General features: G+C 66.6%; 12 protein-coding genes. 9 read left to right on the forward strand and 3 right to left on the reverse strand.

Annotated features, from left to right (window positions below):
- Position 1: 1 nt before the first annotated feature.
- Both O3305_RS18105 and O3305_RS18110 read right to left on the reverse strand, forming a co-directional pair.
- Positions 2–697: a phosphatase PAP2 family protein gene (locus O3305_RS18105; protein ID WP_269573774.1), complete on the reverse strand. Its 696-nt coding sequence runs from the start codon at positions 695–697 to the stop codon at positions 2–4.
- Between the two features lie 55 nt (positions 698–752).
- Complete coding sequence (locus O3305_RS18110) at positions 753–2,876, reverse strand: TonB-dependent receptor (protein ID WP_269573775.1); 2,124 nt, start codon at positions 2,874–2,876, stop codon at positions 753–755.
- Positions 2,877–3,122: 246 nt separating this feature from the next.
- On the opposite strand from O3305_RS18110, the gene O3305_RS18115 reads away from it, so the two are divergent.
- From O3305_RS18115 to O3305_RS18145, 7 genes are all read left to right on the forward strand, one after another.
- Positions 3,123–3,653: a hypothetical protein gene (locus tag O3305_RS18115; protein ID WP_269573776.1), complete on the forward strand. Its 531-nt coding sequence runs from the start codon at positions 3,123–3,125 to the stop codon at positions 3,651–3,653.
- 121 nt (positions 3,654–3,774) lie between these two features.
- The gene (locus O3305_RS18120) at positions 3,775–5,154 is read left to right on the forward strand and encodes a polysaccharide lyase 6 family protein (protein ID WP_269573777.1); all 1,380 of its coding nucleotides are present in this window, start codon (positions 3,775–3,777) and stop codon (positions 5,152–5,154) included.
- Positions 5,154–7,349: an alginate lyase family protein gene (locus tag O3305_RS18125; protein WP_269573778.1), complete on the forward strand. Its 2,196-nt coding sequence runs from the start codon at positions 5,154–5,156 to the stop codon at positions 7,347–7,349. Before O3305_RS18120 ends, O3305_RS18125 begins: the two co-directional genes overlap by 1 nt.
- Before the next feature lie 4 nt (positions 7,350–7,353).
- Positions 7,354–8,646, forward strand: coding sequence for an MFS transporter (locus O3305_RS18130; protein ID WP_269573779.1), 1,293 nt, complete (start codon positions 7,354–7,356; stop codon positions 8,644–8,646).
- A complete protein-coding gene (locus O3305_RS18135) occupies positions 8,643–9,395 on the forward strand; it encodes an SDR family NAD(P)-dependent oxidoreductase (protein WP_269573780.1) in 753 nt (250 codons plus the stop codon). The genes O3305_RS18130 and O3305_RS18135 overlap by 4 nt, the downstream gene beginning before the upstream one ends.
- A gap of 36 nt (positions 9,396–9,431) precedes the next feature.
- A complete protein-coding gene (locus O3305_RS18140; RefSeq protein WP_269573781.1) occupies positions 9,432–10,310 on the forward strand; it encodes a rhamnogalacturonan acetylesterase in 879 nt (292 codons plus the stop codon).
- Between the two features lie 83 nt (positions 10,311–10,393).
- Positions 10,394–11,167, forward strand: a complete 774-nt coding sequence (locus O3305_RS18145) for a TSUP family transporter (RefSeq protein WP_269573782.1) — start codon at positions 10,394–10,396, stop codon at positions 11,165–11,167.
- A 327-nt stretch (positions 11,168–11,494) separates the two neighbouring features.
- On the opposite strand, the gene O3305_RS18150 is transcribed toward O3305_RS18145, so the two are convergent.
- Positions 11,495–12,529, reverse strand: a complete 1,035-nt coding sequence (locus tag O3305_RS18150; protein WP_269573783.1) for a sugar kinase — start codon at positions 12,527–12,529, stop codon at positions 11,495–11,497.
- A 129-nt stretch (positions 12,530–12,658) separates the two neighbouring features.
- Between O3305_RS18150 and O3305_RS18155 the strand changes: the two genes are divergently transcribed.
- Entirely contained in the window at positions 12,659–15,559 is a 2,901-nt protein-coding gene (locus tag O3305_RS18155) for a TonB-dependent receptor (protein WP_269573784.1), read from the forward strand.
- Positions 15,560–15,654: 95 nt separating this feature from the next.
- Positions 15,655–16,401, forward strand: coding sequence for a FadR/GntR family transcriptional regulator (locus tag O3305_RS18160; protein WP_269573785.1), 747 nt, complete (start codon positions 15,655–15,657; stop codon positions 16,399–16,401).
- Positions 16,402–16,422: the final 21 nt, after the last annotated feature.

Genomic DNA, 16,422 nt, shown 5'->3' on the forward strand with positions numbered 1-16,422 from the left:
TTCAGCGCCGCTTTCCGCGGCCGAGCAGTTCCAGCTCGATCCGCCACCAGAGCATTGCCCAGACCCCGCCGAACGCCCAGCCGGCGAGGACGTCGCTCGGCCAGTGAACGCCGAGATAGAGGCGGCTGAGGCCGACCGAGGTGGTAAGCGCCAGCGCGACGATCAGCACGAAGGCGCGGATGCGGCGGTCGGGCAGCACCGGGAAGAGCAGGGTGGCGAGCGTCAGATAGACGATCGCGCTGATCGCGGCATGGCCGCTGGGGAAGCTGGCCGAGTTCACTTCCATCAGCTGGCCGGTCAGCTGCGGCCGGGGGCGGGCGACGAAGCCGCGGATCGTCTCGACTGCGATCGAGCCGAGCAGCGAAGCGCCGACCACGAGCAGGGCGGTGCGCAGGCGCCCGGCGAGCCCGAGGAAGATCGCAGCGACCAGCACGATGAAGCTCAGCACGGTGGTGCTGCCGAGCGCCGTCACGTCGCGCACCGCGGAGGGGAGCCAGGCGGGGCCGATCGGCTGGAGCGGATGGCCGGGGACGCGCATCGCCAGCATGACCGCACGGTCGATGGTCGCGCCGTCGCCCTCGGCAAGTTCGTGGCCGAACCATAGCAGGGCGAGGAGGAAAAGCGCGAGCCCGGCGCCGGCGAGGATCGGCCAGGGCAGGCGGCGGGAGACTGGCGGGGCTTCGGGAGCGGCGTGCATCGGTCGACCCTATCCAATCCTCCCCCGCAAAGGGAGGGGGAGGATTGGTGCAAGGTCAGATCTGGATGCGCGCGGTCACGCGGATGTCGCGGCCAGGAAGTGGGGCATAGTCCTTGAGCACGCTGGCGGCGCGTCGGGCCTCGACGTCGAAGATGTTGTTCGCCGAGAGCTGCAGGCTGGTGTTCGAGCCGGCGCCCCAGGGCTTCCACGAGACCGAGGCGTTGACGAAGGTGAAGCCGTTCGTCGGCGTCTCGAAGGCCGAGATACGGGTCTGGTCGAAGACATGCTCGACTTCGCCGCGGAGGGTGAAGGCGTCCGAGGTCGCTTCCAGCCCGCCATTGATGCGCAGCGGCGGGATGCGCGGGGCGGGGCCGGTGCCGACGATCTCGGCATGGACGTAATCGGCCAGCGCGGTGGCGTTGACCGTGAAGTCCTTCACCGTCGCCAGGCGGAGCGAGCCCTCGGCCTCGAAGCCGTAATAGCGGGCATCGGACTGGTTGTACTGGAAGACGGGCAGGTCATCCTGGGTCGCGCCGGTCGGCGAGTCGTAGATATAGCCCTTGAACCAGTTGTAATAGGCTGCGGTCGAGAAGGCGAAGCCGTCGCCCGAGCCCTTGAACGTGGCTTCCACCCCCCAGCTCTTCTCGGTGCCGAAATTCGGGTTGCCGATCTCGAACGCCTGGGTGCCGGCGTGCGGGCCGTTGGCGAAAAGCTCTTCCGGGGTCGGCGCACGCTCGGCGCGCGAGACGTTGACGCCGAAGCGCATGCCGTCGGCCACCGCATAGCTGGCGCCGAGCGAGGCGGAGAAGCTGTTGAAGTTGCGGTTATACGCCGGGTTGCCGATGTCGGCATCGGCCTGGGCGCTGACATTGTTGTGCTCGAAGCGCGCCGCCGCCTCGGCCTTGAACGCGCCGAGATCGAGCGACTGGAGCGTGAACAGGCCGAACTGCTGCGCCGAGTTCTTGGGCAGGAACTTCTCGTCGCCGACGACGTGCATGTCGCGCAGCGAGAACTGGCCGCCGATCAGGCCGTCCCAGCCGCCGCGGCCCGACTGGACCATCTCGAGCCGGCCCTCATAGCCCTGGTTGTAGAAGGTGGTGCCGACGGCGCCGTCTTCCGCGATCTCGCTATGCTTGTAGTCGGCTGCGGCCCAGCGGGTGCGGAGCTGCTTGAAGAAGCCGTCGCCGATATTGACCTCGCCGCGCACGTCGACGCGGGTCTGCTGGGCGTGGAGGCGCACCTGCTCGGCCTCGACCGATGGATCGAGCGAATAGCGGACGGGCACGCCGTAGAGCGTGTCGAAATGGCTGACCGAGAAGCCGAGATTGTTGTTGCCGTCGATGATCGCGGCGCCGCCGGCGACGTCCCAAGTCTTGCCGGCGGTGTTGGGTACCTTGCCCTTGAGGTCGGCCAGTTCCTGGATTTCGGGATCGGCGCTCGCGGCCGCCTGGGCACGCAGCTCGCGGCTGAGGACATAGCCGCCGGTGCGCTGGTCGCCGGTCTGCGAGAAGCTGCCATCGGCGTGGAGGACGATCTTGCTCGTCACCGGCACATCCGCCGTGCCCGAGACCGAGCGCTCATCGGCGGCGCTGCCATAGCTGGCGATGCCGTCGAAATGCACCACTTCGTCGGGCATGTGGCGCGGGATGCGGCTGTCGATGACGTTGACCACGCCGCCGATCGCCGAGGGGCCGAAGATCAAGGCGGTCGGGCCGCGCAGCACTTCGATGCGGTCGGCGGTGAGCGGGTTGATGATCGGCGCGTGATCGGCCGAGGTGTTCGACACGTCGATGCTGCCGATGCCGTCGGTGAGCAGCGGGGCGCGGGCACCGATGAAGCCGCGCAGCACCGGGCGCGAGGCATTGGGACCGAAGGACGTAGCCGAGACGCCGGGCTGGTTGGCCAGTGTGTCGCCGATCGTCGGGCGCAGGTCGCGGGTCAGCTCTTCCTTGGCGAGCACTGCGGTGCCGCCGAGCACGTCCGCGGTGTTGCGGGCGCGGGTGCCGGTGACGACGATCTGCGCGCCGGGCTGGTCATGATCCTGGTCGCTGGTGGCCGGCGCCTTGGATTCGGTGCTGCTGGTTGCCGGGGCGGTGTTGCCGTTGGCCGGAGTCTCTTCGGCGTGCGCGGGAAGCGCGAGCAGGGCGGCGGAGGCGAGCAACAGCGGACGCAACAACATCAACGAATCTTCCCGAACCATGGAACTTGCTGCGTTGCGGTAGCCGTGATGATATAAGGTATCAAGTCCTGTTTGGTCATACTTTCGGATATCCGGTTGTTCCGGCCGGGCGAGATGCGGAAGCGGGACAACCGCAACGTCATCGCTGCGGATCGGTGCAGTTGCGGAAACCTTGCGATGCCACGCGCACGGCTAATCAACGGCGTTCGACGCGCCTAGATGCCCGGCTGCAAACAGGAGGACATCATGGCGTATCTCGATACCAGGGCGGGGCTGCTCGAAGGGCTCGCCGGCACCGTCTCGGCCGAAGCCGCGCTTACCTCGCTCGAGCTACGCACGCTCCAGCTTTCTCAGGCCGATGGTCGCGCCTCGCTGCGTGGGCCGAGTCGGATCGAGCGGATCGCTGCCATGCTGTTCGGTTCGCGCCGGGTATCCGGCCTCGCCAATGCCCGGCTGGAGGCGCTGCGGCGCTTCGCCATTCTCTATCGTCTCGACGGCGCGGCGCTCGACTCGGGTGAGATCGCACGGGCGGAAGCCGCGGGGCTCAGCGCCGTGATGCTCGATCGCGTACGGCACGTCATCGACGGCTGGCCGCGCCGCGCCGGCGCATTGGTGCGCGCCGCTTCGCTGCTGGCGGCGGTTGGACTGGCCGGCGTGGCGGGCGTTGCCGGCTATTTCTGGCTGGCCGACGAACTCGATCCGATGGTGTCGGCGATCCTGGTCGGCGCGGTGGCGGTGACGCTGGCACCGCTGTTCGGAGGCAGCGCGCGAGGCTGATCTGGTATAGAACCACTCTACCAATTCTGGTCCAGTGAATTGGTATTCAAATTGGCTTGCACGTAATTCATGCGACTGGTAGGCATCCACATCGGCCAAAAGAGCCGGTGGGGAGGACTCGTTGCGACTCTGGGCGCTGTCGATGGGGATGCTTGCGGTGGCTGCCGGTCCGGCGGCGGCGCGCGACACCCTTGTCCATAATCAGCAGGAATATGGAGCGGCCGCGAAGGCGCTGTCGCCGGGCGATCGGATCATCCTCGCCAATGGCGAGTGGCGCGACTTTGCGGTGCGCTTCTCCGGCCAGGGCAGCGAGGCCAAGCCGATCACGCTTACCGCTGAGACGCCGGGCAAGGTTATCCTGACCGGGGCCTCGAGCCTGCGCATGGCGGGCAACTGGCTGGTCGTCTCCAACCTGGTGTTCAGGGACGGGCACGGCACCGATGAGGATCTGATCGCCTTTCGCTTCGATACCAAACGCTGGGCCGAGAATTCGCGCCTGACTGGGATCGTCGTCGACGGCTATGGCGCGCCGACACAGGCCAAGACCGATCACTGGGTCTCGCTCTACGGCAGCAGCAACCGCGTCGATCACTCGCACTTCGCCGGCAAGGTCCATGGCGGGGCGATGCTCGTGGTGGTCCGCGCCGCCTATGGCCCAAGCGAGAACCACCACCGGATCGACCATAATTACTTCGGCCCGCGGCCTCCCCTGGGGGAAAATGGCGGCGAGACGATTCGCATTGGCACCAGCCAGCAATCGCAGAGCGATTCCTTCACGATCGTCGAGGACAATTTCTTCGAGCGCTGCAACGGCGAGGTCGAGATCGTCTCGATCAAGTCGGGCGCGAACATCCTGCGCCGCAATGTCGTGGTCGAGAGCCAGGGCGCCTTTGTGATGCGCCACGGCCATGGCAACCGGATCGAGGACAATGTCTTCTTCGGCAATGGCGTGAAGCGCACCGGCGGTATCCGCGTGATCAACCGGCGCCAGGTGGTGCGGAACAACTATCTCGAGGGTCTGGCCGGCGACGGGTCGTACAGCGCGCTCTCGCTGATGAACGGCGTGCCAAACTCGCCGACCAACCGCTACGAGCAGGTGCAGGATGCATTGATCGAGCGGAACAGCCTGATCGAAGCGGCGACGGTGACTTTGGGCAATGGCGCGGACGCCGAACTGTCGCTGCCGCCGGTCTCGACGCGCTTCGTGGCCAACCTCTTCGTCAACGCGAAGCGCGGCGATCCCTTTGTCGCCAAGGCGGACATCGCCGGGATCACATTCACCGGCAATGTCCTGTCCGTGCCGGGACCCGCTGCCTTGCCGATCCAGATCGACCGCCGCCAGGTGACGCTCAAGCGCGCCGCCAACGGCCTGCTCTATCCGAGCGATCCGGCGCTGGCCAAGCTCGGTGCCGATCGCACGCTCAAGCCCATCACGCGCGAGGAGACGGGTGTCTCCTGGTACGCCAAGCCTGCGGCCTCGCCGCTTCCGGGAAGCAATTGATGACTCGTTTCGCTTTTCTCCTAGCCGGTTCCGCCCTGCTCGCCACGCCCGCTCTGGCGCAGACCGCGCCCGGCACCCAGCCCACGCTGTTCCGCGCATCGGAGATGGCGGCCACGGCCAAGGAAGCCACGGCCTATCCTCTGTTCAACGCCGAACTGAAGCGCGTCCGCCGCGAAGTCGACAAGGCGATCAAGGCCGGCGTGATCGTGCCCCAGCCCAAGGATCCGGGTGGCGGCTACACGCATGAGCAGCACAAGCGGAACTACACGGCGATCTATGGCGCCGGGCTGTTGTTCCGCATCACCGGCGAGCAGCGCTATGCCGATTTCGCCAAGGCCGAGCTGCTCGAATATGCCAGGCTCTATCCGACGCTCGGCAACCATCCCGCGGCGAGCGACCAGCGGCCGGGCCGGCTCTTCTGGCAGAGCCTCAACGACGCCGTCTGGGCGGTCTATGCGGTGCAGGGCTATGACGCGATCCGCGACAGCCTGAGCGCCGCCGATCGCGCGACGATCGACGACAAGGTCTTCCGCCCGATGGCGACCTTCCTGTCGGCCGGCCAGGCGGAAGAATTCGACCAGATCCACAACCATGCGACCTGGGCCTGCGCTGCGGTCGGGATGATCGGCTATACGCTGCGCGACAAGGACTTTGTCGAAGTGGCGCTGAAGGGCCTGCACCGTGACGGCAAGTTCGGCTTCCTGGCGCAGATCGACCAGCTCTTCTCGCCCGACGGCTATTATGTCGAAGGGCCCTATTATCAGCGCTATGCGATGCTGCCCTTCGTGCTGTTCGCCCGCTTCATTCAGGCGAACCAGCCCGAGCAGAAGATCTTCGAGCATCGCGGCGGCGTGCTCCTGAAGGCGATCCGGACCTCGATCCAGACGACCTATGACGGCTTCTTCTTCCCGTTCAACGATGCGATGCCCGACAAGAGCCTGAAGACCGACGAGCTCTATCAGTCGGTGGCGATCGGCTATGAAGTGACCAAGGATCCGGCGCTGCTGTCGATCGCGCAGTGGCAGGGCCGCACCGTGCTGACGCCCGACGGGCTGATGGTCGCGCGCGATCTCGCGGCCGGCAAGGCCAGGCCTTTCCCCTTCGCCTCGCAGTTCCTGAGCGACGGGCCCAAGGGCGATATGGGCGGCCTGGCGATCATGCGCTCGGGGCCGAGCGACAAGGACCAGGTACTGGTCGCCAAGAATGCCGCGATGGGCATGGGCCATGGCCATTTCGACAAGCTGAACTGGATTCTCTACGACAACGGCCACGCCATCGTGACCGATTACGGCGCGGCGCGCTTCCTCAATGTCGAGAGCAAGGACGGCGGGCGCTACCTCAAGGAAAATGAGAGCTGGGCGAAGCAGACCGTCGCCCACAACACGCTGGTCGTGAACGAGACCAGCAATTTCGGCGGCAAGTGGAAGGTGGGCGACAAGCTCGCGCCCAAGCAGCTCTTCTGGGCGAGTACCCCGCAGGCGACGGTCAGCACCGCCGACATGGTCGGCGCCTATCCCGGCGTCCGCTATCGCCGCACGCTGATCCAGCTGCCGGTGGACGGCGTCGAGAGCCCGATGATCGTCGACCTGCTCGACGTGACCGGCGACAAGCCCGCCACCTATGACTTGCCGCTGCACTATGCCGGGCAGATCACCGCGATCGGTTTCCCGCTCCAGTCGAACACCGCCGAGCGGCCGGTGCTCGGCAAGGCGGCGGGTTACCAGCACATCTGGGTCGATGCGACGGGTACGCCGACTGCCGAGAATGGCGCGGTCACCTGGATCAACGACAACCGTTTCTACACCTACCGGATGCTCGCGCCGGCAGGCACCAGCGTGATCCTGGGCGAGAGCGGCGCGAATGATCCGCGCTTCAACCTGCGCCGCGAGCCGCTGCTGATCGAGCGCGTGACCGGGGCGACCAACGCCCAGTTCGTCAACCTGCTCGAGCCGCATGGCAACTATGACGCGGGCGAGGAGAAGACCACCGCGAGCAACAGCCGGGTGAAGCTGTTCACCCATGTTCGCACCGGCGATGCCGACGTGATCACCATCGGGCTGGCCGATGGCCGCCGGGTGACGCTGGCGATCGCCGTCTCGGCCGATGCCAATGCGGCGCACTCGGCGACGGTCGATGGCAGGAAGCTCGACTGGAAGGGCCATTTCGCGCGCTTCGATGCGGGCAAGGGAAACTGAGCCGATGACCAGGGTCAAAGGGCTTCGCTGGCTCGTGATCGGCCTGATCGGGCTGGTCACCGTCATCAACTATATCGATCGCAACGCGCTCGCCGTGATGTGGCCGGCGGTGTCTAAGGACATTGGCGCGGACAAGGCGGATTATGCACTGCTCGTGACCATGTTCATGGTCGCCTATGCGTTCGGCCAGTCGCTGTTCGGCAAGCTGCTCGACCGGATCGGCACGCGCATCGGCTTCGTCATCGCGATCGCGGTCTGGTCGCTGTCGATCGGCGCGCACGCACTCGTCCGCTCGCTGGGCATGCTGATCGGCCTGCGCGTCACTTTGGGTGTGGCCGAGGCGGGCAACTGGCCGGGCGCGGTCAAGGCCAATGCCTTGTGGTTCCCGCCACAGGAGCGCGCCTTCGCGCAGGGCATCTTCAATGCCGGTGCCGCGATCGGCGCGATCATCGCCGCGCCGGCTGTTGCCGCGCTCTACGGGTCGTTCGGGTGGCGGGCGACCTTTGTGCTGGTCGGCGTGCTCGGCTTTGTCTGGCTGATCCCCTGGCTGTTCGTCTACCGCGCCGATCCCGATCGCCATCCCTGGCTGAGCGACGAGGAGCGCGCCCATATCAACGCGCGCCCCGCCGCCAACGACGCGCCCGAAGCCGAGGCACCCGCACCGGGCATGCTCGAGCTGCTGCGCTACCGCCAGAGCTGGGCGATCCTGCTCAGCCGCTTCTTCCTCGATCCTGTCTGGTGGCTGTTCGTCTCCTGGCTGCCGATCTACCTGGCCGAGACCTTCGGCTTCGATGTGAAGCAGATCGGCATGTTCGGCTGGGTGCCGTTTGTCGGCGCGATGCTCGGCAGCCTGGGCGGCGGCTGGTTCTCCGGCGTGCTGATCGCGCGGGGCTGGAGCGCGCTGTCGGCGCGCAAGCTCGCCATCGCCATCGGCTGCGTCATCATGCTGCCGGCGCTGCTGCTTACCGCCCAGGCCTCGACGCCGCTCAGCGCGGTGCTGCTGATCGCGGTGATCCTGTTCGGCTTCCAGGTGGCGATCAACAACATCCAGACCATGCCGGGCGACTATTTCGCCGGCGGCGCGGTGGGCTCGCTCGCCGGGATCAGCGGCACCGCCGCCGTGGCCGGCACGCTCATCACCACCTGGCTCGTGCCGGTGATGACCACCCAGGGCTATGCGCCGATCTTCGCGCTGGCCGCGGCGATCGTCCCGCTCGCGCTCCTCTCCATCCTGCTCCTCGGTCGCGGGCTTCCGCGCGCCGAGGGCACTACCTCCCCAGAACGGAATCCAGCATGAAATTGAAGGACAAGGTCGCCATCGTAACCGGCGGCGGGCGTGACATCGGCAAGTCGGTCTCGCTGCAGCTCGCGGCGCAGGGCGCCAAGGTCGCGGTCAACTATCGCAGCGACGAAGCCGCCGCCAAGGCGACCGTCGCCGAGATCGAGGCCGCAGGGGGCACCGCGATCTTGATCCAGGCCGATGTGACCAAGCCGGCCGAAGTGGCGAAGCTGGTCGAGGAGACCACCGCGGCGTTCGGCGAGCGCGTCGACGTGCTGGTCAACGTGGCCGGCGGCATGGTCGCCCGCAAGACGCTGGCCGACATGGACGAGGCGTTCTTCGACCATGTCATGGAGCTCAACCTCAAGTCCGCCTTCCTCGTCACCAAGGCGGTGCTGCCGCACCTGGGCGAGGGCAGCGCGATCGTGAACCTGTCGTCGCTCGCCGGGCGGGACGGCGGCGGGCCGGGCGCGTCGATCTACGCGACCGCCAAGGGCGCGCTGATGACCTTCACCCGCGGCCTCGCCAAGGAACTGGGTCCGCAGGGCATCCGCGTCAACGCGCTGTGCCCGGGCCTGATCGGCACCAGCTTCCACGACACCTTCTCCAAGCCCGAGGGCCGCAAGGCGGTGGCCGGCAACACGCCGCTGCGCCGCGAGGGCCATCCGGACGAAGTGGCGTCGGCGGTTGTCTTCCTCGCCTCGAACGACTCGTCGTTCCTGACGGGCGTCAACATGGACATCAACGGCGGCCTCGCCTTCTCCTGATCGAGGGACAGAAGGCCGCAACTGGGAGGGTTACACATGCTGAAAATGGCGATCACGCTGGCAGCGTTGCTGGCGGTTCCGGGGGCGGCCTTCGCCCAGACTTCGGAGGCCCAGCCTGCGCTCGAGAAGCGCGAGAAGCGGACCGATGCGCCGCCGATCTCCGCCTACAAGATCATCCTGGTCGGCGACTCCACCATGGCGCCGGGCAGCGGCTGGGCATCTGCCTTCTGCGCCTATCATGTGAAGTCGAACATCGCCTGCCTCAACATGGGCCGGGGCGGGCGCTCGACCCGCAGCTACCAGGCCGAGGGTTCGTGGAAGATCGCGCTCGGCGAGGCTGCGGTTCCGGGCTATGCCAAGAAGTACGTCCTGATCCAGTTCGGCCATAACGACCAGTCGACCAAGGCCGAGCGCTGGACCGACCTCAACACCGACTTCCAGTCGAACCTCAGGCAGATGGTGCTCGACGTCCGCGCCGCCGGCGCCGTGCCGGTGCTGGTAACCCCGCTGTCGCGCCGCGAATTCCGGGGCGGCAAGCTCAACAACACGCTCGCCGCCTGGGCCGATGCGGTGCGCAAGATCGGCGTCGAGATGAAGGCGCCGGTGATCGAGCTGAACCGCGACAGTGCGAAGGCGGTCGAGCAGCTCGGCGCAGTCGAATCGATGAAGCTGGCGATGGCCGAGCCGCTTCCCGAGGAAGTGGCGGCAGGCAAGGCCGGCACCACGCTGCGCCCGCGCCCCGCGCCGGAATCGCCGCCCGCATCGACGCTTCCGAAGACCGGCCCGCGCGGCCGGATCGTCGAGAAGTTCGACTATACCCATGTCGGCGAAGCCGGCGCCAAGGCCTTCGCCAAGATCGTCGCCTACGACCTGGCGATCGCGGTTCCCGAATTGAGCAGCCAGCTGCTGCCCTGACCCACTCCGTCCCTGGAGGCGCGGTCCGACTCCCTCGGCCGCGCCTTCTTTTTTATTTTGCGGCATCGCCTTAACGGGACCGCATGCACCTTACCCCCGACATCCTCGCTTTCCTCGTCACCATGGCGCTGCTTGCCGGCACCGTCGATGCGATGGCGGGCGGCGGCGGGCTGATCACCTTGCCCGCGCTGATGGCCATGGGCGTGCCGCCGGTCTCGGCGATTGCGACCAACAAGCTGGCGAGCGCCTGCGGCACCGGCTCCGCGCTGTTCACCTATGCCCGGGCCGGCCATGTCGACTTCCGGCGCTTCGCGCTGCCCGCGGCGGGGGCCTTTGTCGGCGCGGCGGCGGGGGCGGTGACGCTCCAGCTGATCGACTCGCACTTCCTTGCCGCCTTCGTGCCCGTGCTGCTGATCCTGATGGGGCTCTATTTCCTGCTCGCGCCGAAGATGAGCGAAGCGGACCGGCATGCCCGGGTGGGACCGAAGGGGCTGACGCTGATCGTGACCGGCATCGGCTTCTACGACGGGTTCTTCGGGCCGGGCACCGGATCGTTCCTTACCACGGCGCTGGTCGCATTGGCCGGGCTCGGGCTGGTGCGGGCGATCGGCAACACCAAGTTCCTCAACCTGTCGACCAACCTGGCCGGGCTGCTGGCGATGATCGCCGGCGGCAAGCTGCTCTGGGGACTGGGCATCGCGATGGCGCTGGCGAACATGGCGGGCAACCAGATCGGCGCGCGGCTGGCGATCCGCTTCGGCGGGCGCGGCGTTCGGCCGTTGCTGGTGCTGCTCTCGGCGGCGCTGACGGTGAAGCTGCTGGCCGATCCGGCGAACCCGATCTGGGGCTGGTTCTAGCGCTCCAACATTGGCGGCGGCCGTCACTCGGCAAAGTACACGAAGTACAGTCCAAGAGCGGGTTTCTGCCGCCGCTATTTTCCCTGTTTTCTCGGTAACGCGTTGCATCTCGCAACATTGTTGCGGGCGCGTGATCCTATTTTTCCTGCAGATTGAAAGAGCGGCCGGGTGGTGGCCCGGCCGCGTGAGCCAAGCAGGCGGAATCCTACATTGCAAGCTATCGTCACCCTGAACTTGTTTCAGGGTCCAATTCTCCACCAGCGATATCGCCCGGGGAGCCTTGGGAGCCGAACAAGTTCAGCATGACGATATGGCTTGGGCCGGCCCTCAGCGCTTCACGTCGGCGCCTTCGCCGGAGAAGCCCTCCACATCGGCGCGGGAGAACAGCGCCATGTCGCCCGGCACGCTGTGCTTGAGGCAGGCCAGGGCCAGGCCGAGTTCGGCGGCGCGCGGGATCGAGGCACCTTCGAGCAGGCCGTGCAGCACGCCGGCGGCAAAGGCGTCGCCGCCGCCGATCCGGTCGATGATGCCGGGCATCGCGACTTCGGCGGTCTGGAAGCCGGCCTCGGGCGTGTCGATGCGCGCGGCCAGGCGATGGCAGTCGCTGGTCTCGACATGGCGAGCCGTCGAGGCGATCCACTTCAGGTTGGGGAAAGCGGTGAACCCGGCCAGTGCAGCCTCTCGCCGTCGCGCTTCGCCATCGCCGGAGAAGGGATGGTCGAGCAGCAGCGCCATGTCGCGGTGATTGGCGAAGAACAGGTCGGCCTGGCGGACCAGCCCGGTGAGGATCGTGCGCGGATCGCTGTCCCAGCTCGTCCACAGGTTCGCACGGTAGTTGCCGTCGAACGACACGCGCAGGCCGGCGGCTCGGGCAGCCGTCATCGCGGCGCCGGTGGCGGCTGCGAGATCGGGACCCAGCGCCGGGGTGATGCCCGAGACATGGAGCCATTCAGCGCCTTCGAACGCCGCGGACCAGTCGAATGCGGACCAGTCCCGCGACGCGAAGGCGCTGCCGGCGCGGTCGTAGAGGATCTCCGAGGCGCGCAACGATCCGCCCGGGCTGAGGAAATACAGGCCCTGGCGGCCCGGCGCGCGGAAGCTCCGGGTCAGGTCCACGCCGGCGGCGGCGAGTGCGCGCCAGGCGCCGTCGCCCAGGCCGCCCCGGGGGAGTGCCGAGACCATCGCGGTGCGGTGCCCGAGCGCCGCGAGCGCGGCGGCGACATTGGCCTCCGCCCCGCCGATATGCACGTCGAGGCTCTGCGCCTGGGGCAGCTGTACCCGACCCTGGGTCGCGAGCCGCGTCAACACTTCGCCAAAGCCGATCAGCCGTGCTGGTCCGCTGCTGGTTAGTCCGGTTGCCATCCAATCCTCCCCTGTGGCTTTGCTGCATTGCACTAAGCGGATTGGATAATTGGTATCAAGATATCATTGACAGTCTTCGGACCTGTGGTACCTAGAATTGGTATAAAAAGAAGATTGGGGAGGATTCGAATGGCTTTGGGCACCATCCGTGCGCGCATGCGCGCTCGCTCGGCCCTGCTGACCGGCGTGTCGATCGCCGCGGCGCTGACGGCGGCGCCTGCCTGGGCGCAGGACACGCAGCCGGCGCCCGCCGGCAAGGCTCCTGCCGAAGCGACCGCGCCGGAAGTGGCGCAGGAAACGCAGCAGGAAGACCAGATCATCGTCACCGCGATCCGCGAGACGATCCAGAGCTCGATCCAGTCCAAGCGCGATTCCGATGCGATCGTGGATTCGGTTTCCTCCAAGGAAATCGGCGAGTTGCCGGGCCAGTCGGTCGGCGAAGTGATCGCGACGATCACCGGCGCCTCGATCGACCGCGCCAATTACGGCCCGACCGAAGTCTCGATCCGTGGCCTGGGCTCGGGGCTGAGCATGACCACGCTCAACAAGCGCGAGGCGACCAACGGCTCGGGCGACCGCGCGGTGAATTTCGGCCAGTTCCCCTCCGAGCTGTTCAACGCGATCAAGATCTACAAGACGCAGCAGGCCGACCTGATCGAAGGCGGCGTGGCCGGCCTGATCGAGCTCGAGACGCGCAAGCCGCTCGACTACAAGCGCCGCAACATCCAGGCGGAGATCAAGGGCAACTACAATCCCTATCAGGACCGGATCAGCGGCAAGAGCCCCTACGGCTACCGCGCGACGATCAGCTATATCGACCAGTTCAACGCGGGCGACCTGGGCAAGATCGGCATCTCGATCGGCTATCAGCGCAACGACGTGAATGATCCGGTCGAGCGCTTCTATACCAGCTCGACCTGGTTCACCTGCAACGCGGCGGTGGTCTCGACCACCAACTGCACCGAAGTGACCCGCCAGCAGGGCAATTCGGGCACGCCCTATTACCACGCGTCCAACTCGTACCTCTATCGCCAGATGACCACCTCGGACCTGCGCAACGCGGTGTTCGGCGCGGTCCAGTGGCAGCCGAGCCCGACGATCGACGTCAATCTCGACCTGCAATATTCGCGGCGCCAGTATAGCGAGGCACGCAACGACTTCGGCACGGCGGAAGGGCGCTACAATCTGCGCAACGTCGTGATCGGCGACGACCACCAGATGCTCTCGGCCGACGGATCGGCGACGCTGCAGACGCTGTCGGGCCTGTTCCTGCGCGACGAGAAGTATCTGGGCTTTGGCGGCAATGTCGAATGGAAGCCGACCGACCGGCTGACGGTGAGCGCCGATTACGGCTATTCGCACACCAAGCGGCTCGACATCACGCGCACCGTACGGCTGCGCACCGATCCGCTCGACATCTACGGCGTGCGCACGGCGATCAACAACCAGCGCATCCCCTATCATGTCGACTTCACGCAGAGCTTCCTGCCGGTCTTCACCTATGATTCGCGCTTCAACCCGGCGGACTACACGGCGTTCAGCGACGATGCGCAGTTGACCCGATCACAGGACGGGCGCGACGACGAGATTCATTCGGCGCGGCTGGACGCGAGCTACAAGCTCGACGGCTTCATCGAGCGGATCGACGTGGGCGGGCGCTGGGCCAAGCGCAGCTTCTTCGGCTACAGCAACGACCTGATCATCCAGCAGAACGACCTGGCGGTGGACCGCGCGGTCAACCTGGCCTGCCGCACCCCCTTCCCGGAGCGCAGCTTCCTGGGCGACGCGCCGAGCCCGAGCGTCGGCAGCTATGCGACCTTCGACGTGCTCTGCCAGTTCCGCAACTATCTGGGCACCGAGGATCCCGGCAATACCGGTGACCTGCGCTCGGTCGACAATTCGGACGTCACCGAGGAGACCTGGGCCGGCTATGCGATGGCGACCTATTCGGGCCATATCGGCGGCCTGGCGGTGCGCGGCAATTTCGGCGTGCGCGGGGTGCATACCCAGGTGACGGCGGAGGGCCTGCGCTCGGGCCTCGACGTGATCAACAACAGCGACGGCAGCATCTCGCTGCGCGCCAATGGCAGCTTCACCCCGACCCGGATCACCTCGGGCTCGATGCGCTGGCTGCCGAGCGTCAACGCGATCTTCGACCTGAGCCCCAAGTCGCGCATCCGCACCGGCATCTACCGGGCGATGTCGCGCCCCGCGCCGAGCGCGCTGGGTGCCGGCCGCAACATCACGCTGGAAGTGGGCAACGGCTTCACCTCGGTCACCGATGCGATCAACTCGATCATCGCCACCGGCAGCCCGCGGCTGAAGCCGGTGATGTCGTGGAACGCCGACCTCGCGTACGAATACTACGCCAACAAGGACACGCTGTTCGCCGCGACCGCCTATTACAAGCGCTTCACCGGCGGGAAGATCCCGATCACGACCGACGAGAATTTCACGATCGGCGGCCAGGATTATGCGGTGCCGGTCACCCAGACGACCAACAGCAAGGACAAGTCCGACCTGTACGGCGTCGAGTTCACTGCGTCGAACCGGTTCAGCTGGCTGCCGCATCCGCTCGACGGGCTGGGCGTTAAGCTGAGCTACAATTACGCCTGGTCGACCTACAAGACGCAGGACATTCGTTATGGGGATATCATCGACAGCGCGACCGGCGACGTGATCCCCGGGCTGATCCCGGCGGCGGGGCTGAGCGGCTATTCGAAGCACGTCTTCTCGGCCCAGGCATTCTACGAGATCGGGCCGATCTCGCTGCAGGGCATCTATCGCTATCGCTCGCGCTATTATCAGTCGTTCACCAGCGACAACACCCAGCTGCGCTATGTCGAGGGCAACAACACCTTCGACGTGAACATGAGCTACAAGATCAACAAGCAGGCGGACATCCGCTTCCAGGCGCTGAACATCTTCAACGAGCCGCGCGTCGAGTATATGCCGGTCGTCGGCAGCACCCGGAACGTGGAATATTACGGCCCGCAATATTTCCTGAGCTTCCGCGTTCGTCTCCGTTAAGGCGGACCGGAAGCAGGCTGCGGACCAATTGCCTATTCCAAAATCCCGCAGCCTGGGGCATTGCTGATCGTCAGACCAAGCTACCCGAGGACCCAATGGCCGAACGCCGTCTCTTCCAGGATATCGCCGAACGCATCGCGGCGATGATCGCGGAGGGCACTTTCCCTCCCGGCTCGCGGCTGCCCGGCGAGCGCGAGATGGCGGAGCGATTGGGGGTGAGCCGGGTGACGATCCGCGAGGCGGAGATCGCGCTCCAGGCCCAGGGGCTGGTGCGGATCAAGACCGGCTCGGGCGTCTATGTCTGCGATCGCAACGAGCCGAGCGTCGGCCAGCTGCCGGTGGTGAGCGCGTTCGAGCTCACCGAGGCGCGTTCGCTGTTCGAGTCCGAGGCGGCCGCGCTCGCCGCGCCGACGATCAGCGACGAGCAGCTCCAGGTGCTCGAATCGCTGGTGGCCGCCATGGACGAGGCCGAGGAGGGCAGCGCCGCCGCCACCGAAGCGGACCGCGCCTTCCACCTCGCCATTGCCGGGGCATCGGGCAACCAGGCGATCATGTTCGTGATCACCACCCTGTGGCGGATGCGCACCGAGATCCCGGAGATCTGCGCGCTCCACGCCTCGGTGTGCAGCAAGGACGAGGACAGCCGGCATGACGAGCACGCCGCGGTGCTCGAGGCGCTGAAGAACCGCGACTCGGTGGCGGCGCGCACGGCGATGCGCAAGCATTTCAGCCGGCTGCTCGAGGCGATGCTCAAGGCATCGGAAGAACGCGAGATCATGGAGCTGCGCCGCAAGGCCGAGGCCAGCCGCAACCGCTTCCTGATCAGCGCCCAGCTGAGCTGAACGACCGGACTCCTTTCGATA

The organism is Sphingomonas sp. NIBR02145, from assembly GCF_027359115.1.
In the GTDB taxonomy this organism is placed as follows: Bacteria; Pseudomonadota; Alphaproteobacteria; order Sphingomonadales; family Sphingomonadaceae; genus Sphingomonas; species Sphingomonas kyeonggiensis_A.

Bases quoted from the DNA above. Each gene is read 5' to 3' on its own strand.
- O3305_RS18105 (WP_269573774.1), bottom strand. From the start codon at position 697: ATGCACGCCGCTCCCGAAGCCCCGCCAGTCTCCCGCCGCCTGCCCTGG.
- O3305_RS18110 (WP_269573775.1), bottom strand. From the start codon at position 2,876: ATGTTGTTGCGTCCGCTGTTGCTCGCCTCCGCCGCCCTGCTCGCGCTT.
- O3305_RS18115 (WP_269573776.1), top strand. From the start codon at position 3,123: ATGGCGTATCTCGATACCAGGGCGGGGCTGCTCGAAGGGCTCGCCGGC.
- O3305_RS18125 (WP_269573778.1), top strand. From the start codon at position 5,154: ATGACTCGTTTCGCTTTTCTCCTAGCCGGTTCCGCCCTGCTCGCCACG.
- O3305_RS18130 (WP_269573779.1), top strand. From the start codon at position 7,354: ATGACCAGGGTCAAAGGGCTTCGCTGGCTCGTGATCGGCCTGATCGGG.
- O3305_RS18135 (WP_269573780.1), top strand. From the start codon at position 8,643: ATGAAATTGAAGGACAAGGTCGCCATCGTAACCGGCGGCGGGCGTGAC.
- O3305_RS18140 (WP_269573781.1), top strand. From the start codon at position 9,432: ATGCTGAAAATGGCGATCACGCTGGCAGCGTTGCTGGCGGTTCCGGGG.
- O3305_RS18145 (WP_269573782.1), top strand. From the start codon at position 10,394: ATGCACCTTACCCCCGACATCCTCGCTTTCCTCGTCACCATGGCGCTG.
- O3305_RS18150 (WP_269573783.1), bottom strand. From the start codon at position 12,529: ATGGCAACCGGACTAACCAGCAGCGGACCAGCACGGCTGATCGGCTTT.
- O3305_RS18155 (WP_269573784.1), top strand. From the start codon at position 12,659: ATGGCTTTGGGCACCATCCGTGCGCGCATGCGCGCTCGCTCGGCCCTG.
- O3305_RS18160 (WP_269573785.1), top strand. From the start codon at position 15,655: ATGGCCGAACGCCGTCTCTTCCAGGATATCGCCGAACGCATCGCGGCG.